The 17,935-nt window shown below is 71.5% G+C and carries 17 protein-coding genes; 9 read left to right on the top strand and 8 right to left on the bottom strand.

Annotation, left to right across the window (positions count from 1 at the left end):
* The first annotated feature begins 56 nt into the window (after positions 1-56).
* Positions 57-1,568 carry a hypothetical protein gene (locus tag JOE64_RS00770; RefSeq protein WP_204962480.1) on the top strand — a complete coding sequence of 504 codons (1,512 nt, stop codon included), beginning with the start codon at positions 57-59 and terminating at the stop codon, positions 1,566-1,568.
* A 183-nt stretch (positions 1,569-1,751) separates the two neighbouring features.
* Here JOE64_RS00770 and JOE64_RS00765 read toward each other — a convergent pair whose 3' ends face one another.
* Entirely contained in the window at positions 1,752-3,665 is a 1,914-nt protein-coding gene (locus JOE64_RS00765) for a multicopper oxidase domain-containing protein (RefSeq protein ID WP_060960784.1), read from the bottom strand.
* 424 nt (positions 3,666-4,089) lie between these two features.
* Between JOE64_RS00765 and JOE64_RS00760 the strand changes: the two genes are divergently transcribed.
* From JOE64_RS00760 to lnt, 3 genes are all read left to right on the top strand, one after another.
* Positions 4,090-4,536: a hypothetical protein gene (locus JOE64_RS00760; protein ID WP_036286063.1), complete on the top strand. Its 447-nt coding sequence runs from the start codon at positions 4,090-4,092 to the stop codon at positions 4,534-4,536.
* A 268-nt stretch (positions 4,537-4,804) separates the two neighbouring features.
* Entirely contained in the window at positions 4,805-5,824 is a 1,020-nt protein-coding gene (locus JOE64_RS00755; protein WP_060960843.1) for a flavin-containing monooxygenase, read from the top strand.
* Complete coding sequence (gene lnt, locus JOE64_RS00750; RefSeq protein ID WP_204962479.1) at positions 5,821-7,428, top strand: apolipoprotein N-acyltransferase; 1,608 nt, start codon at positions 5,821-5,823, stop codon at positions 7,426-7,428. Before JOE64_RS00755 ends, lnt begins: the two co-directional genes overlap by 4 nt.
* A gap of 28 nt (positions 7,429-7,456) precedes the next feature.
* On the opposite strand, the gene JOE64_RS00745 is transcribed toward lnt, so the two are convergent.
* From JOE64_RS00745 to JOE64_RS00720, 6 genes are all read right to left on the bottom strand, one after another.
* Positions 7,457-8,269: an alpha/beta fold hydrolase gene (locus JOE64_RS00745; RefSeq protein WP_223849008.1), complete on the bottom strand. Its 813-nt coding sequence runs from the start codon at positions 8,267-8,269 to the stop codon at positions 7,457-7,459.
* 78 nt (positions 8,270-8,347) lie between these two features.
* Positions 8,348-8,965, bottom strand: coding sequence for a hypothetical protein (locus JOE64_RS00740; RefSeq protein ID WP_204962478.1), 618 nt, complete (start codon positions 8,963-8,965; stop codon positions 8,348-8,350).
* A 30-nt stretch (positions 8,966-8,995) separates the two neighbouring features.
* The gene (locus tag JOE64_RS00735; protein WP_005049577.1) at positions 8,996-9,274 is read right to left on the bottom strand and encodes a YHS domain-containing protein; all 279 of its coding nucleotides are present in this window, start codon (positions 9,272-9,274) and stop codon (positions 8,996-8,998) included.
* Positions 9,275-9,299: 25 nt separating this feature from the next.
* Positions 9,300-11,579, bottom strand: coding sequence for a heavy metal translocating P-type ATPase (locus JOE64_RS00730; protein WP_204962477.1), 2,280 nt, complete (start codon positions 11,577-11,579; stop codon positions 9,300-9,302).
* Positions 11,576-11,935, bottom strand: coding sequence for a heavy-metal-associated domain-containing protein (locus tag JOE64_RS00725; RefSeq protein ID WP_051498747.1), 360 nt, complete (start codon positions 11,933-11,935; stop codon positions 11,576-11,578). Before JOE64_RS00725 ends, JOE64_RS00730 begins: the two co-directional genes overlap by 4 nt.
* Positions 11,936-11,981: 46 nt before the next feature.
* On the bottom strand, positions 11,982-12,266 hold the full coding sequence (locus JOE64_RS00720; protein WP_005049572.1) for a metal-sensitive transcriptional regulator: 285 nt from the start codon (positions 12,264-12,266) through the stop codon (positions 11,982-11,984).
* 60 nt (positions 12,267-12,326) lie between these two features.
* Here JOE64_RS00720 and JOE64_RS00715 point away from each other — a divergent pair, with 60 nt between their 5' ends.
* From JOE64_RS00715 to JOE64_RS00695, 5 genes are read left to right on the top strand one after another with little or no spacing between them, the layout of a single operon-like run.
* Positions 12,327-12,914 (top strand): AAA family ATPase, encoded by a 588-nt coding sequence (locus JOE64_RS00715; protein WP_204962476.1) that lies wholly within the window; start codon positions 12,327-12,329, stop codon positions 12,912-12,914.
* A complete protein-coding gene (locus tag JOE64_RS00710) occupies positions 12,914-14,569 on the top strand; it encodes an ABC1 kinase family protein (protein ID WP_036286080.1) in 1,656 nt (551 codons plus the stop codon). The genes JOE64_RS00715 and JOE64_RS00710 overlap by 1 nt, the downstream gene beginning before the upstream one ends.
* 39 nt (positions 14,570-14,608) lie before the next feature.
* Positions 14,609-15,151, top strand: coding sequence for a type II glyceraldehyde-3-phosphate dehydrogenase (locus tag JOE64_RS00705; protein ID WP_081767967.1), 543 nt, complete (start codon positions 14,609-14,611; stop codon positions 15,149-15,151).
* Between the two features lie 26 nt (positions 15,152-15,177).
* Entirely contained in the window at positions 15,178-15,537 is a 360-nt protein-coding gene (gene cmtR, locus JOE64_RS00700; RefSeq protein WP_060960787.1) for a Cd(II)/Pb(II)-sensing metalloregulatory transcriptional regulator CmtR, read from the top strand.
* The gene (locus JOE64_RS00695) at positions 15,534-17,447 is read left to right on the top strand and encodes a heavy metal translocating P-type ATPase (protein ID WP_174524677.1); all 1,914 of its coding nucleotides are present in this window, start codon (positions 15,534-15,536) and stop codon (positions 17,445-17,447) included. Before cmtR ends, JOE64_RS00695 begins: the two co-directional genes overlap by 4 nt.
* A 154-nt stretch (positions 17,448-17,601) precedes the next feature.
* Here JOE64_RS00695 and JOE64_RS14940 read toward each other — a convergent pair whose 3' ends face one another.
* Entirely contained in the window at positions 17,602-17,922 is a 321-nt protein-coding gene (locus tag JOE64_RS14940) for a MerC domain-containing protein (protein ID WP_504740180.1), read from the bottom strand.
* Positions 17,923-17,935: the final 13 nt, after the last annotated feature.

Below are 17,935 nucleotides of genomic sequence, written 5' to 3'. Positions count from 1 at the left end.
GGCGTTAGCCGCCAGGGCCGGACCGGCTCCCTGCCGCATCACAGAAAGGACAGACCATGCGACCACACGGCAGCCGTGACCGCGCCCCCATCCCGTCCGAGCCGGACCCGGCCCGCGGTTCCCCGGCGCTGGGGGCAGGGGGCGTCTGGGTCGCCGCAGCGGCCGCGGCCGCCGGGGTTGGGTCGGCGTATTGGGACGACTCCTGGCACACCACCCTCGGCCGGGACAGCACCTTCATCCCTCCGCACCTGCTGCTGTATGCGTCGATCCTCACCGTCGGGGTCGTGATCGCCGGCTGGGGGTGGCGGCGGCTGGCCGCGACACGATCCGTGGCCGCCGTGTTCCGCACTCCCGGGTTCGCCCTCGCGGTCGCTGCGGCGGTCGCGACCGCGGCGGCCGCGCCCGCCGACGCGTTCTGGCACACCGCGTTCGGGCGTGACGCGGTGCTCTGGTCGCCCCCGCACCTGCTGTCGGTGATCGGCACCCTGTGCGTGCTGATCGGCCTGCTCACCGGCACCGACCGGCACGTGCCCGCCCCGCCGCGGATCGCCCTGGCCGCAGGCGTGCTGGGGGCGGCGCTGATCATCGTGATGGAATACGACACCGACGTGCCCCAGTTCACCGAGACCCTGTACCTGCCGCTGCTGCTGGCGACCACGCTCGGCGCGGCATGGGTGATCACCACCCTGGTCCCCGGCCGCACCCGCCTTGTCCTCGTCGTCGCCGTGTACCTGGTGTTCCGGGTGGTGCTGTGGGTGCTGCTCACCACCTCTGGGTGGCTCGCCCCCGACCTGCCGGTCGCGGTGGCCGGGCTCTTCCTGCTGGCCCTGCCCGTCCCCCGGTGGCGGTGGCCGGTGGCCGCCCTCGCCGTGACCACCCTGCAACTGCTGGCCTCCGGGACCGGGATCAGCAGCGTCCCACCCACCCCCGTCGCCTGGTCCGCCGTCGGCACCACCACGGTGATCATCGTCAGCATGATCGCCCTCACCGTGCGGCCGGGGGCTCGCCTCCGATCCGGCGGCGCGGCCGCGGCCCTCACCCTTCTGCTGGTCGCCCTCGCCCCGCCCCCACCCGCGCAGGCGCACGACCCCGGCCAGGGCACCGCCTACGGCACCGCACAGATGACCGTCACCGGCGACGGCACCGGGCAGCTGACCGTCACCATCACCGGCATCCGCCTCACCGACGACACCGACCTCACCCCGTCCCGTCTGGTCGCCCGCCGCACCGGAGAGGACCTCACCGCGCCGCTGCGCGCACAACCCGGCACCCCGCCTCCCGGTACCTTCACCGGGGAACTGGCACTGCCGTCACCGGGGCTGTGGTTCGTGTACGCCCAGTTCGCCACCGGCGAACGCACCCTCGAGGTGTGGGTGCCCGTCGATCAGCAACTCACCGGCCCGCAGAGCCAGCAGCGCAACCTCTACCAGCCCGTCACCGCCCTCACCCCGTCACCGGGGCAGATCATCCTCGGCGCCGTGCTCCTCGCCGTCTCGACGGCACTCACGGTCGCCGCGGCCGTCACCGTCGCCCGCCGCCGACGCGTCCTCCCTCCCGCGACCACCTGACCACGGCGAGGTCACCGCGCCCCGTTGCGGGCGGGCGGGCGATCTCGGCCTCCGGCAACCGAAACGGTCGGGCACGATGAGCTGGGCACCCCTGGCATCCGCCTGCTGTGCTGCCGGAGGGCGCGGACGTGACTCGACGCGGCAACGGCGACCACAACGGCGGCGGTTCTTCGGTTCGTGGGGTTATTCGGTGACGTTGATGATCATGGTCAGGCCGCCAGCGCCGTCGGTTTCGACGTTGTTGTTGGTGGTGTGGTGGTTGATGTGGCAGTGGATGAGCCACTGGCCGGGCTCGAGCGCGTTCCAGAGCACGTCGTAGCGTTGTCCCGGCCCGACGTTGATCGTGTCGGCCTGGAACTGCTGCGCCGTGGTGAGGGCCGCCCCGTCGCGGGCGACGACGGTGAACGGGCCGCCGTGGATGTGCATCGGGTGGATGTCGTTGGTGTTCGAGCCGATGAACCGCACCCGGAGGGTCTCCCCCACCTTCATGTCGATGGTCTCGGTGGCCGGGTACGCCTTCCCGTTGATGGTGAAGTAGTTCGGCATGCCCCCTTCCATCGGCATCGCCGGATAGGTCAGCCCCTCCCGGGACAGCCACTCCTGCAGCTGGATCGTGTACTCGCGATCGGCAGGCGGCTGCAGGCCAGGGTCGGCGGGGTCGATGATCAGCGCCCCGTACAGGCCGAGGGCCTGCTGCCGGTCGGCGTGATCGTGGGAGTGGTAGAAGAACGTGCCCCACTGCTTCACCGTGTACTCGTACCGGTAGGTGTCGCCGGGTTGGATGGGATCCTGGGTGATCCCGGCGGGCCCGTCCATCTCGTTGGGCACGTCCAGGCCGTGCCAGTGCACGGTCGTGGACTCGTCGAGCTCGTTGGTCACGTCGATGCGGATCCGGTCGCCCTGGGTGACCTGCAGCCGAGGCCCCGGGATCTGCCCGTTGTACGCGTACGCGTCGACGGTGACGCCGGGGAGGATCTCCCAGCGGATCTGCGACACGGTCAGCTCGAACACCCTCACCCCGTCCTCGACGCGGGCAGGTTCCAGCACCTCATCACCGCGGGTGTCCACGTCGTACGCGGCGGTCGCGGCCCGCGGGTCGACGGCGGCCATGTCCCGCATCGCCTCGGCGGGGGTGTCACGGGTCATGATCATCCCGGGCGGCATGATCAGCCCACCGACGTCGTGCGCGCTGAGAGTCATGTTGACGGCGTTCGCGGGGGCGACCATCCCGACCACGAGCGCGATCGCGGAGAACGCGCCGACCACGGTCAGCTGCGGCACGGTCACCGCTCCGGCGCCAGAAGGCTGGTGCGCCTCATGCCCCGACCCCGGCGACGACGCACCGCCCGCCGCCTGGTCGTGGCCGGCGTGCGCCTCCGGCCGCGGGCTGTGCTGCGCGTGCGCGTCATGCTCCTGGGGGTGGGTGGCGGGCTGGGGGCGGACGGTCATCAGACCGTGCTTGAGGCCCTTCTTCACCATCCACACGTTCACGGGGTAAGCGAGCACGAACCCGACCGCGATCCCGAAACTCATCACCGCCCAGAACAGCAACTCGGTGGGCAGCATGGCCCGCATGTCGCGGCCCATCATCAGCAGCGACATCACCGGCGCCATGCCCGCCATCATCAAGTTCATGCTGATGAACTCGGGCAGGAACGAGCGGCGCACGTTCTGCCAGTAGCTGCCGCCCATCATGTTCTTCATGAACAGGGCCTGGAACACGAACAACCCGAACGCGAACCCGGCGGCGTACTCGATGATCAGATCCAGCCACATCGGCAGGCCCAGCGACGCGACGACGACGGCGGCGACGATGATGCCGGTGGCATCGCCCGCGACGCAGTGGATGGTCGAGCCGATGCCCTGCTTCCACAGCGGCCGGGTGAACTCCTCATGCTCTCCCGGCCGTGGCTCCTTGTCCGCGAGCACATACAGCAGCGCCCCGATCGGCCCCAGGTAGAGGGTGACCAGGATGAAGCCCCACTTCATCACCGCCGGCTCCGGGTTGTGACGGAACTGGTCCACCCCGACCCAGATCGTGCTGATCGCGACCAGCACGAACCAGGCGACCAGGAAATAGTCGATCGGTTGAATCAACCTCGCCCGCCTCTCCCTCGCACACGACTCCCCCACACCTTATACCCCCTATAGGTATTTTTTCAATCGGCGCCGCCTCGGGTGCCGACGGGTGCACGTGCCCGGTGGGGCGAACCTGACGCAGCCGAGACGATCGCGGCGGAGTTCAGCGACCCGTGCCGTCCTCAACGGCGCCGCCGAAGAAGTCCGCACCGGCAGACTCGACCCCGACGGCGTCACGGCGATCCTGCTGCCCGCCTTGACCGACACCACGGCACCCCGAGGGCACTGATCCTTCCGCTCAGGAGACGGACGTCGTTCGCCGATAATCGAGAACGACGTGCCGGTGGACGCGATGTGGCTGCTCTGTCGGCGAAGGCGTGGAAGGCCTGCGGCCGGGCGAGATCCGGGAGACGCAAAGGTCGGATTGGTACAGTGAGGGACTATGCCCCGCGACCCCCGATCCCGGCCCGACCGGGTCATCGCGGCGGGGTGGTGGTCGGGGCGGCTGCTGACCATCCTGGGCCTGGCACTTGTGCTCATCATCGGCGGCTGGACCACCTCCCACACCACGGCTGACGCGCACGCCGACACCAGTGCGGGCTCCCCCGTCGCGACCGGCTCTACCCCAGACTCGGGGGCACCGGTGGAGGGCCGGACGGCGTCGTCCTCTGCGGGGGTGTCCGTCGATGCGTCCGGGGCGTGGGGGTGCCTGATCGGGGTGGTGTGCACGCTGCTGGTACTGGCGGCCGTGACGGCTTCCCGGCTCCAGGGCCGGCTGCGGATACTGCGGGTATCCCGTCCGGTGCGCGCGCCGCTGCTGGTGCCGGTGCCCGTGTCGCGGCGTCCGGCCGCGCCCTCACTGCTGCTGTTGTCGATTTCCCGAACCTGAGATCCGGCATGCCGCCCACCCATGGGCGGCGTCTTCCCGCCCGCCCGTGTGCGGGCGCTGTGTGATGCCGATTTCTAGGTTTGGAGAATGTCTTGACGACCCGTATCACGGCGGCCCCCTTCGCCGGTCCGGTGCCGACGGCTGCGGCCGGTCACCGCCGCCCACCCGGCCCCGCTCGGCCCCGTCCGGCCCCGTCCCGCCGCGGCGCCGGCGCGATCATCCTCCGTCCATTCCCGCCCCGGCCCTCTTCTGCGGGGAGGGGGTGGTGATGCGGTCGGGGTTGACGCATCGGCGGGCGATCATCGTCGGGGCCGGGCAGGCCGGGCTCGCGGTGGCCGCCGCGCTGATCGGGTTGGGGTTCCGGCCGCAGCAGGAGTTCGTGGTCGTCGACGCCGCCACGGACCGGCAACGCAGTTGGGCGTCCCGGTGGCATTCGATGCGGCTGCTATCCGACGCCCGCCACAGCACGCTGCCAGTCCGGCCTCTACCGGTGGACCCGCACGAGCACCCGCGGGCGGATGAGATCGCGAACTACCTGGACCAGGTGCAGCACACCCTGGGGGTGGACCCGTTCTGGGGGTTGCGTGTGGTCGGGGTGGAACGCGTCGGTCACGGGTCGGTGCTGCAGCTGCAGACCGCAGAGGGCGACGTGCAGACCCGCAACGTGGTGTGCGCGACCGGCGCCGCCACCCACCCCCGCATCCCTGCGTGGGCGCAGCAGCTGCGGGTGCCCGGGGTGGTGCTGCACAGCGCCCACTACCAATTCCCCCGGCAGGTGCCCACCGGGCGGGTGCTGATCGTCGGCGGCGGAAACAGCGGCGTGCAGCTGGCGCGAGAGCTATCCACCTCCCACGAGGTCACCCTCGCGGTCCGCACCCGGCGCCCGCACCGACCCGCCCGTACCTTCCCCGTCCACGCCCGGGCAGGCTCGTCCTGGCTGGGTCGCCCACCCGCCGTGCAGCCGGTGTTCGGCGACAGCTACCATGCGCTGCGTCACGCGGGTGTGGCGGTCGCCCCGGCGGTGACCGGCGCGGACGGCGGGCAGGTCACGTTCGCCGATGGCAGCACCCTCGCCCCGGACTCGGTAATCCTCGCCACCGGGTACGACCCCGGCGAGGACTGGCTCCCCGCCGAGGCGACCGCAGCCCGGTCCCGCCCGGCGATGACCGGGCTGCCGGGCTTGTTCGTCGCCGGGATCCCCGCCCACAGCCGCCCCGGAGCGGACACCCTCGCCGGGGTGTCCCGGGACGCCGCCGTAATCGCCCGCACCATCGCGGACCGGCCATGACCGCCACCCCGACGACCCTCCAGGACCCGCACGGACGCCCCCAACCCACCCCGCCGAACCGCCGCGCCCGGGCGGTGATGCCATTGGCGATGGCGTTGCTGGTCGCGGCAGCCGCGGCGGTGCTGATGGATCTCGCCTACCCGGAGGTGGGATTCTGGCCGGCCGCGTTCGCCGCGACCGGGCTGCTGCTTCTCGCCCTGATCGGCCGGAGCGTGTGGGGGGCGGTGGCGGTCGGGGCGGTGTTCGGGTTGCTGTTCTTCGGGCTGCTGGTGTCCTGGACGACCCGGTATCTCGGGCCGGTGCCGTGGGCGGCACTGACCGTGGTGGAAGGGACCCTGACCGCGGTCGGGATCATCCCGCTGGCACTCGCCTACCGGTGGGTGCCGCGCGCCGCCCCCGGCCCGGTCGGACGCCTGCTCCTGCTGCCGGGCCTGGTGGCCGCGTTGTGGACGGGCCGGGAGGTGCTGCTGGGCGCCTGGCCGTACGGGGGGCTGCCGTGGGCGCGGCTCGGGATCACCCAAGCCGACAGCCCCCTCGTTCAGACGGTGTCCTGGGTCGGGGTGAGCGGGCTCACCTTCCTGATGGTCTTCACCGTCGCCGCCGCGATCGAAGCCATCCGGACCGGCCGGTGGCGTCGCCCGTTCCCCGCCGCCGTACCCGCCGTCACCACCCTGATGCTGGTCCTGGTCCCGGCGTTTCCCACCACACCGGCCGGGACGATGCGGGTCGGGGCGGTGCAAGGCAACGGCCCGTCCGGGTACTTCGACCAGCGCACCGTGGGGGCGATCGCCCGGGCGCAGGGGGACGCGACCGGCCCGGTGCTCGACGCGGATGTGGATCTGGTGGTGTGGCCGGAAGGGCTGGATGCTGACCCGTTCCAGACCCCGTGGCTGGCCGAGTATCTCACCGGCATCAGCACCCGGGCAGGTGCCCCGCTGCTGGCGAACGCGGCCACCACGGCGGGCGGCAACATCTACAACACGTCGTTCCTGTGGGACCCGGCCACCACCGGTGCCACGCCGCAGCGGGAGCAGGTGCAGACGCACGCGAAACGCCACCCGGTGCCGTTCGGCGAGTACGTGCCCGACCGGGCGTTCTACACCCTGCTCGCCCCCGACCTGGTCGGGCTGCTGCAACGCGACTACGCGCACGGCACGGACGTGCCGCTGGTCACCGTCGGCGGTGTGCCGGTGGGGTTGGCGATCTGCTTCGACGTGATCTACGACGAGGTCATCGCCGAGAGCATCACCGCCGGTGCGGAGCTGCTGGTGTTCCAGACCAACAACGCCGACTTCCGCGGCACGGACGAGAACCTGCAGCAGCTCGCGGTCGCCCGGATCCGCGCGGTAGAGACCGGCCGTACCGTGGTGAACGTCTCCACCGTCGGCACCAGCCAGATCATCCGCCCCGACGGCAGCACCCTCACCGGTCTGCCCGCCGGACAGGCCGGGGCGCTGATCGCCGACACCGACCTGCGCACCGGCATCACCCCCGCCGTCCTCATCGGGCAAGGCGTCTCCGCTGTCACCTTGTGGGGTGGGCTGGGTGGTCTCGCCCTCACCGGCGCGATCGCCTGGCGGCGGCGCACCCCTGCTGTGGCCTGACTAGGCATGCCCGCCAGACAACCCGGGGTTATCCTGCGGGTGGGAGGACGAGGCGGCGGATCTCCGCAGCGATCAGATCTGGTTCTGTGGCGGGGATGTAGTGGCCGGAGCGGGCAGCGACCACGTGCCGGCCCTGCCGGGACTGTGCGGCCCGATACCGCCCGGCGGCGGTCGCGGCATCCCGGACCCGTCGCGGCATCCCGTCCGCGAGACTGCCGGAGATGACGGTGACCGGGACATCGGGCAGCGCCGGCGGGTCGCCCTGCCAGGCGTGCAGCTCGGTGAGGAAGGTGCGCGCTTGCCGACCCTGGGTGACCACCACCGCGGGCCGGAACGCCTCCCGGTGAAGATCGGCCCGCACATCCTCGGGCATCCCCTCCCCGAGGAACCGGAAGAACCGCTCCAGCATCCCCACCCGGGCCAGCACCCACTCCACGGCGATCACGATCTTCTCCCCGACCCGGAACCGCATACCGAACAGGAGGTCCGCTGCCTCATCGGTCGGATCCACCAGCACCAGCCCGGCCACCCGGTCCGGGCGGCGGGACGCGGCCAGCCGCACCATCGGGCCGCCCGCGGAATGCCCCACCTGCACGAACCCGCTGCTCGGCTCGAGGCCGTCCAGCAGATCGTTCAGGTCGTCGGCCATCCGGTCCAGGGTGCGCCCTGCACTATCCGGGACGGACCGACCCAGCCCCGCCCGGTCATACACCACGGCCCGCGTGAACGCGGCGACCCGGGTCTGCACCGACGCCCAGGTGGAGCGGGTCGCCGCCGATCCCGCCTCGAACACCACCGTCGGCACCCGGGGCCCCGGCGGGGCCCGGCAGCACCATCGCATAAGGGGCGCGCCCGCCACGGGTGCGCACCCACACCGGCTCCCCCTGCGTGTGCACACGCTCCCCCGCCATGACCCGCCCTACCGGTCCGTGCCCTGGCGGGAGGCGCCGGTCGCGGCGCGGTGGGCCTTCTCCCGCAGGGCCAGCAGGGCGAGGGTGTCGTCCTTGATCTGGGTGCGGCCGAGGATGCCCCAGTGCGCGCTCAGGTGGTCTTCGAGGTAGCGCAGCACCCGGGCGAACGGGACGGTGTGCCACGGCGCCCCCGCCCCGGGCGGGGAGGTGGGGTTGCCGAACACGACCGTGCGGATCGTGCGCCCTTCCGGCGCCACCGTCCGTCCCGTTTCCAGCAGTTCGGCGACCAGCCGGGCGGCATCGGTCGGGGCGCAGCACCCGAACCGGGTGAACGCGGCTTCCAGCACGGCCGGGTCCCGCATCGCCGGGTTGGGGTGCGGGCGGCCTTCCTTGACCTCGCCGACGATCATGTCCGCTCCGCCCCCGGCACCCAGGGCCGGGTCCAGCGGTGCGTCGACGGTCCCGGACGCTCCCGGTGCGCGGTGCAGCCGTACGGCGAGGATGTCCAGGTCGGTGATGGTGCGGGGACCGCCGGGACCGGTGGCGTCCAGCACGGGGTATTCGGCGACGGTGAAGTAGCCGGTGACCCGCAGGTACGCCTGCACCAGCCCGACCGCCGTGTCCACCCTCTATCTCCGACCGGGTTATCTGGCCGGTCAGGCGGCGTGCGCGTAGCGGGCCGGGTCGGCGTCGAACAGCGGCCCGCACTCGGCGCAGCAGAACCAGTACCGGCTGCCCTGGTAGTCGCGGAACAGGCCGCGCTGCTCGGCCCAGGCCGGGTCGACCTGGTTGCCGGGCATCACCGGACAGGTCACCAGGTTCGTCGCCCCCGCCGGCGGCTCGTGATGGTGATGCTCGTGCGCACCATGCTCGTGTCCTCCATGGTCGTGCCCGTGCGTGTGGTCGTGCCCGGAGTGGTCGTGGTCGTGGGACATGGTGTGTCTCCTTCTCGAGCGATGGTTAGGCCTGGACGGGCGCGGGCTCTCGGGTGGCGGGGGCGCCGGCACGGGTCGGGGTGGGCAGGGGGCGGAAGCGGCGCAGGCGGAGGCTGTTGGTGACGACGAACACGCTGCTGAACGCCATTGCCGCGGCGGCGAGGATGGGGTTGAGCAGGGCGAGCATCGCGACCGGGATCGCGGCGACGTTGTACGCGAACGCCCAGAACAGGTTCCCCTTGATCGTGCCCAGGGTGCGGCGGGCCAGCCGGATCGCGTCCGGGACCAGCATCAGGTCGCCGGAGACGATGGTCAGGTCCGCGGCGGTGATGGCCGCGTCGGTGCCGGTGCCCATCGCGATCCCGAGGTCGGCGGCGGCGAGGGCTGCGGCGTCGTTGACGCCGTCGCCGACCATCGCGACCACCCGGCCCGCGGCCTGCAGGTCGCGGATGGTGTCGAGCTTGCCCTGCGGGGTGACCCCGGCGCGGACGTCCTCGATCCCGGCCTGGTTGCCGATCGCGCGGGCGGCGCCGGGGTTGTCGCCGGTGAGCAGGATCGGGGTCAACCCGAGCTCCCGGAGCCGTGCGACCGCCTCACGGCTGGTGGGTTTGATGGTGTCGGCGACGCTGATCGCCCCGCGCACCTGCCCGTCCCACGCCACCACCGTCACCGTCGCCCCCGCCGCCTCGTCCGCCGCGATGGTCGCGGCGAGCTCGGCGGGGATGGGGAGCGCCCATTGGGTGGTGATCCAGGAGGCGCGGCCGGCGGCGACCAGGCGGCCGTCGACGATGCCCTGCACGCCTTGACCGGCCTCGGCGGCGAATGACTCCACGGCATCCGTCGGGCCGTCGGCTGCGGCGGTGATGGCGCGGCCGATGGGGTGCTCGGAGCCGTGCTCGAGCGCCGCGGCGAACCGGATCAGCTCCGCCTCATCGGTGCCGGGAGCGGGGTGGATGCCGGTGACGGTCATGGTGCCGGCGGTGATGGTGCCGGTCTTGTCGAGCACGACGGTGTCGATGCGGCGGGTCTGCTCGAGCACCTGGGGTCCGCGGATGAGGATGCCCAGCTGGGCGCCGCGGCCGGTGCCGACCAGCAGAGCGGTCGGCGTCGCCAGCCCCAGCGCGCACGGGCAGGCGATGATCAGGGTGGTCACCGCGGCGGTGAAGGCGACCTCCAAGGGCGCCCCCGCGATCAGCCACCCGGCGAACGCGGCCAGGGCGAGGACGATGACGATGGGGACGAAGACGGCCGACACCCGGTCGGCGAGGCGCTGCACCTGGGCCTTGCCGGTCTGCGCCTCCTCGACCAGCCGCGCCATCCGGGCCAGCTCGGTGTCGGCGCCGACGCGGGTGATCTGCACGAGCAGGCGCCCGCCGGTGTTCACAGTCGCGCCGACCACGCGGGAGCCGGGGGCGACTTCGACCGGCACGGACTCGCCGGTCAGCATCGACTCGTCCACCGCGGACATTCCCTCGGTGACGAGGCCGTCGGCGGGGATCTTCTCACCCGGCCGCACCACCACGACATCACCCGGAACGAGCTGTGCGACGGGGACGCGCTGCTCAGTGCCTTCGCGGAGGATCACTGCGTCCTTGGCGCCGAGCTCCAGCAGGGCGCGCAGGGCCTCGCCGGACTGCCGCTTGGCACGAACCTCGAGGTAGCGGCCGAGGAGGATGAACACGGTCACCAGCGCGGCGACCTCCAGGTACACCTCGTGGCCACCGGCCTGCGGGGTGCCGACGAAGGTGACGCTCATCCGCATTCCCGGCATCCCCGCACCGCCGAAGAACAGCGCGTACAGCGACCAGCCGAACGCGGCCAGCACCCCGACGCTGATCAGAGTGTCCATCGTCGCCGCCCCGTGCCGGGCATTGATCGCCGCGGCGCGGTGGAACGGCCACGCCCCCCACACCACCACCGGCGCGGCCAGGGTGAGCGTGAGCCACTGCCAGTAGGTGAACTGCAGGGCGGGGATCATCGACAGCACCGCGACCGGCACCGCCAGCACCGCCGAGACGATCAGCCGCTGCCGCAGCGACGCCAGCTCATCGTCCCGCGGGATGGTCTGCTCAGCCGTGTCGGGCACAGGCGGGGCTGGGAGGCTCGCTCCGTACCCCGCCTGCTCGACCGCCGCGATCAGCTCCTCCACCGGCACCGGGGCCTCCGAGTGCACGCGGGCCTTCTCGGTGGCGAAGTTGACCGTCGCCTCCACCCCGGGCAGCTTGTTCAGCTTCCGCTCGACCCGCGTCGCGCACGACGCGCAGGTCATCCCGGTGATGTCGAGATCGACGTCCAGCGTGCTCATGAGGCTGCGGCGAGGCTGTACCCGGCCTCCTCCACCGCCGCCCGCACCCGCTCCGCATCCACCGGCGTCGCGCTGGACACCGTCACCGTGGACACGCCACCGGCGTGCAGATCGACCGCGACGTCGGAGACACCGTCGATCGCGGAGACCTCCTCGGTGACGCTACGCACGCAGTGCGCGCAGGTCATCCCCTCCACCAGGAACTGCGCCGACACGGTCTCACCCGCCGCCGTCTGCTGCGCCGGCGCGCCGGTGTCGGTGGCTGCCGTGGCGTGGGAGGTGGGGCTGCAACAGGCGCAGCCACCGCCGGTGCTGGTCGCCTGCAGGCCGAGGTCCTGGAATCCCTGTCCGGTCATGATGTGCTCCCTTCAAGAGCGTTGAACGATGTGAGTGGGGACGACGTTAGGAGCGCACGAGGCGCGCGATCGCGGCGTTCGCCTCGCGGAGCTTCTCCTCCGCGAGCGGGCCGCCTTCGGCGGTCGCCTGCGCGACGCAATGCGCGAGGTGGTCTTCCAGCAGCGACAGCGCGACGGACTCCAGCGCCTTCGTCGCCGCCGACACCTGGGTCAGCACGTCGATGCAGTACACGTCCTCGTCGATCATCCGCGCGATCCCGCGCACCTGACCCTCCGCGCGGCTCAGCCGCGCCAGCAGCGCCGGCTTGTTGTCCACATACCCGTGTGCCATCTCGCACCTCCACCCACAATCTACCATACCCTGTAGGGGTACAGGGTGTAGGGTGAGGTCATGACCGGCATCCAGGAGCCGCGGCCCGCACAGACCACCCGTTGGCACGTCGTGACGGGCGGTCCCAGCTCGGGCAAGACCACCACGGTCAACCTGCTGCGGGGCCGCGGGTACACGACCACAATCGAGCACGCCCGCCACTACATCGACCTGCAACGGATCACCGGGCGCGGCACCGCGGAGGTGCGGGCACGGCAGAGCGAGTTCCAGCGCGCCGTCGTCGACATGCAGATCGAGCAGGAACGCTCCCTCGACCCGCAACAGACCGTGTTCCTGGACCGTGCTCTGCCGGACTCGCTCGCCTACTACCGCTTCCTCGGCCTCGCCCCCGGCACCGCCCTGCTGGGCGCGCTGGCCGGCGCCCGGTACGCGACGGTGTTCCTGCTTGACCTGCTCCCGCTGGCGTCCGACTACGCGCGCACCGAGGACCCCGCCGCGCAGCGGCGCATCCACGACCTGCTCGGGCTGGTGTACCAGGAGCTGGGCTTTCCCGTCGTCACCGTCCCCGCACTCGCCCCCGACGCGCGCGTCGACTTCATCCTCGAACGAGCATCGGCCGGCACTCCAGCCGAGAGGGGCGTGAGCTGATGGGCGCGGGGAGTAGCCGGTACCGGCAGATCGGGGCCGTGCTGCGCCGGCACGGACTCGGCGTCCTGGCCGGCGTGCTGGGCCTGGGCGGCTTGGTGCCGTTCCACCGCGGCGCCCTCGGACACGCCCGGCAGGAGGACCCCTACACGAACCCCGAGCATGTGCGGGTCGCGTTGGAGGAGCTCGGGCCGACGTTCGTGAAACTGGGCCAGATCCTCTCCACCCGGCACGATCTGCTCCCCGCGGCATGGGTCGCCGAGTTCGCCAAACTGCAGGACGACGTCGCCGCGGCACCGTGGGAGGGCATTCGGGACGTGCTCCGTGAAGAGCTCGGCGCCGACCCAGAGCACGTGTTCGCCCAGTTCGACCCGGTGCCGCTGGCGGCGGCGTCCATCGGGCAGGCGTACGCGGCAACTCTTCACGACGGCACCGAGGTCGTCGTGAAGGTGCGCCGGCCCGGCGTGGTCGCGCAGGTGCATGAAGACCTGGACATTCTCCGCAACCTCGCCGACCGCGCCGACCGGCGCTGGGATGCCATCCGGCAGTACGACCTGCCCGGGCTGGTGGAGGAGTTCTCCCGCACGCTGCGTGCCGAGCTGGACTACCTGCAGGAGGCCCGCAACGCCGAACGGTTCGCGCAGGAGTTCGCCCACGCGGCGCGGGTGCGGATTCCCCGCGTGCACGGGGAGACCACGACCTCGCGCGTGCTGACCCTGGAGCGGATGAGCGGGGTGCGGATCGACGACCTGGAGGGCCTGGACGCCGCCGGCATCGACCGGGTCGCACTCGCGCGGCTGGGTGCCGACATCGTGCTCACGATGGTGTTCGACAACCGGTTCTTCCATGCCGACCCCCATCCCGGGAACATGTTCGTGCAGCCCGACGGCGCGCTCGCGCTGATCGACTTCGGGATGGTCGGGGAGCTCACCGAACAGACCACGGACGGCCTCGCCGGCATCGTGCTCGCCTTCACCCGCGACGACCCGGACACCCTCACCACCGCCCTGATAGAACTCTCCCGGACCGCCGACGTCGTCGACCGGGCAGGGCTGCGGCAGGCGATCACCGCGTTCACGGCCCGCTACCGGGGCCGTTCGCTGTCGGAGATCAGCCTCGCAATCATGCTCCAGCAGCTGCTCGGCATCCTGCAGCAGCACCAGCTGCACCTTCCGCAGGAGACGGCGCTGCTGTTCAAAGTGCTGATGATGGCCGAAGGGACCGCGGCGCGGCTGGATCCGGACTTCCAGATGCTCGACGCCCTGCAGCCCTACGCTGAGCAGCTCACCCGCGCCCAGCTGTCCCTGCCGGCTCTGGCCCGGCGATGGGCGCGCGCGGGAGCCGACACCGGGGCACTGCTCACCGAGCTGCCCGCCACCCTGAGCCGGCTCCGGCATCTCCTCGAAGACGGCGGGTTCGAGGTGCACCTGCGCGCGACGGAGCTGGAACCTCTCGTCGGGCGCGCCGAACGCGTCGGCAACCGTGTCGTCGCGGGAATGATCGCCGCCGCGCTGATCAGCGGGATCGGCACCCTCGTCGGCGGGAACACGAAATGGCGCTCCCGGGAAGGCGTCCTGATCGGCGCCGGGACCGGCACGATCGGCGCCCTCGGCAGCTATCTGCTGTGGACGCTGCGGCGCCGCCGACCCCGCCCCTGACCCGCGCACGGCTCAAGAACACCACGAAAGGAGACGAAGATGGACAGGATCAGAGTCGGCGTCAACGGGTACGGAGTGATCGGCAAGAGGGTCGCCGACGCCGTCCACGCCCAACCCGACATGCACCTGGTGGGCGTCGCGGACATCGTCACCGACTGGCGAATACAATCCGCCGTCCCGCGGCTGCCCGTATTCGCCGCCACCCCCGACGCGCACAGCGGCATGGTGGACACCGGCATCCGCCCCGAGGGAACCCTCGACGATCTCCTCGCGCAGAGCGACGTGATCGTCGATACGACCCCCAAGCACGTCGCCGCCGGAAACCTGCCCCGCTACCAGGCGGCGGGAGTAAAGGTGATCGTGCAGGGCGGGGAAGCGCACTCGACCACCGGGCACTCCTTCGTCGCCCAGGCCAACTACGCCACCGCGCTCGGCCGGGACCTGACCCGGGTGGTGTCCTGCAACACCACCAGCATCGTCCGCGTCCTCGGCGCGCTCGAAAACGCCGGGCTGCTGCTGCGCGCCCGCGGGGTTACTGGTAGGGCCGAATGTCGCAGGGTGCACTATTCATCCTGGGATTAGTTCAGTCAACACTGTATGATCAGTGCATGCTGACCATTGCTCCACGTCTCGACGTCATGAACCGGCTCGGCCGGGCCATGGCGGACCCGACGCGCTCCCGGATACTGATGACCCTGCTCGACGGCCCCAGCTACCCGGCGGTGCTCTCGCGTGAGCTGGAGCTGACCCGCTCGAACGTCTCGAACCACCTGACCTGCCTGCGCGACTGCGGCATCGTGGTCGCCGAGCCGGAAGGGCGGCAGACGCGCTACGAGATCGCGGACCCGCACCTCGCGGCGGCGCTGACCGCGCTGGTGGACGTGACGCTCGCGGTGGACGAGCACGCGCCCTGCATGGACGCTTCGTGCACGGTGCCGGGCTGCTGCGGGACGGGAGCGGGCGCGTGAGCGCGGCGTGCGGCTGCGAGCACGACGAGCCTGAGACCGCAGTCGGCGAAGAGGCCGAGGAGGCGGAGCGCCCCTGGTGGCGGGACCGCGGGATCATGGTCCCGGTCTTCTCCGGTGTGGCGTTCCTCACCGGTCTGGCGCTGGAGTGGTCCGGGATGGAGATCCCTGCGCTGGTGCTGTTCTGGATCGGCCTGCTGCTGGGCGCGTCGACGTTCACGCCGGGCGCGATCCGGAACCTCTTCAAGGGCAAGCTCGGCATCGGGCTGCTGATGACCATCAGCGCGGTCGGCGCGGTGATCCTCGGCTACGTCGAGGAGGCCGCAGCGCTGGCATTCCTGTACTCGATCGCCGAGGCGCTGGAGGACAAGGCGATGGACCGTGCCCGCGGCGGGCTGCGGGCACTGCTCAAGCTCGTCCCGGAGACCGCCACCATCCGCCGCGACGGCGTCTCGGTCGAGGTCGCCGCGAAGGATCTGGCTGTCGGGCAGCTGATGTTGGTGCGGCCGGGTGAGCGGATCGCGACCGACGGCGTCGTCCGCACGGGACGTTCCAGCCTGGACACGTCCGCGATCACCGGGGAGTCGATCCCGGTCGAGGTCGAACCCGGCGATGCCGTCTCCGCCGGCGCAATCAACACCGCCGGGGCACTGGAGGTCGAAACGACCGCGGCAGGCACCGACAACTCACTGACCACGATCGTCGACCTCGTGGAGAAGGCTCAGGCGGAGAAGGGCGACCGCGCCCGCCTCGCCGACCGCATCGCCCGACCTCTCGTCCCGGGCGTGCTGATCCTCGCCGCCCTGGTCGCGATCATCGGCTCGCTGCTCGGCGACCCGGAGCTGTGGATCACCCGCGCCCTGGTCGTGCTGGTCGCGGCATCGCCCTGCGCACTGGCGATCTCCGTGCCGCTGACCGTGGTCGCGGCGATCGGCTCGGCGAGCAAGTTCGGCGTGATCATCAAGTCCGGTGCCGCGTTCGAGCGGTTCGGCGTGATCCGCCACGTCGCCGTCGACAAGACCGGCACCCTCACCCGCAACGAGCCCGCCGTCACCGCCGTCCTCACCGTGGACGGTGTGAGCGAGGCGGAGGCGCTGGCGTGGGCGGCCGCTCTGGAGCAGCACAGCACCCACCCCCTCGCCGCCGCGATCACCGCCGCAGCGCCGGATGCCCCTGCGGCGGAGGGCGTGACCGAGCAGGCCGGGCACGGCATCGAGGGCGAGCTCGCCGGCGCGCGGATCACCGTCGGCAGCCCGCGCTGGCTCGACGCCGGGACCCTCGGCGACCGGGTCGCGGGGCTGGAGGAGCAGGGCATGACAGTCGTGATCGTCCACCGCGGCGGCGTCCCGGTCGCCGCGATCGGCGTCCGCGACGAGCTGCGCCCCGAGGTCCCTGAAGTGGTCCGCACCCTCGCGACCCAGGGCATCGGGGTGACCATGCTCACCGGCGACAACGCCCGCACCGCCCGCGCCCTCGCTGCGCATGCAGGGATCGATGACGTCCGCGCCGAGCTGCGCCCCGAAGACAAGGCCGCCGCGATCGCAGAGCTCGGTGCGAAGGGGCCGGTCGCGATGATCGGCGACGGCATCAACGACGCCCCTGCGCTGGCCGCCGCGGACATCGGGATCGCGATGGGCGCGACGGGCTCCGACGCCGCGATCGAGTCGGCCGACGTGGCCTTCACCGGTCACGATCTGCGGCTTCTCCCGCGCGCGTTCGCCCATGCCCGTCGGGGGCGGCACATCATCAACCAGAACATCATCCTGTCGCTGCTGATCATCACCGCCCTGCTCCCGCTCGCCCTCTTTGGCGTCCTGGGGCTTGCGGCGGTGGTGCTGGTGCACGAGATCGCCGAGGTGATCGTGATCCTCAACGGCCTGCGCGCCGCGTCGACGCGGAAGGCAAGCACGTGACCGCGCAGGACGTCGCCGCCGCGTGACGGCTTGATCCGGGACCATGCGGATGACCTTTAGATTTCACATCAGAGTTCGCGCGCGTTGATCGGCGACTTGCCTGCTGGCTAGGGGCCTATCGGGCGGGCCGTATGCCGGGGTCTAATGGCCATGATCATTTGGTTCCGGTTTCCCTTCGCCTCGGGTCTGTCTTCGTTATGGTCGGGAGAAGGGGCGGGCAGCAGTCGGGGTCGTTTTCGCGGCGGTGTCGCCTGGCACGCGCTGTCATCACGATGCTTGCAACCACCGCGAGGATCAGGAGTGCGGCACCGCCCGTGATCACCCACGGGTTGCGGAGGAGGGTGCCGATCCCTGTGATCGTGCCTCCGACGACGAGAAGTGGAAGGAGGGCGCAGCAGCCGACCACGAGCAGTGCGGCGACGGCCCCAAGGAGCAGGCCACGGCCGCCTCGCTGGTCGTCCTGGTTGGGAGGCATTGGTGTTCTGTCC

This window comes from Microbacterium dextranolyticum (genome assembly GCF_016907295.1).
In the GTDB taxonomy this organism is placed as follows: domain Bacteria; phylum Actinomycetota; class Actinomycetes; order Actinomycetales; family Microbacteriaceae; genus Microbacterium; species Microbacterium dextranolyticum.
This window is presented reverse-complemented; position numbering and strand designations above follow the sequence as displayed.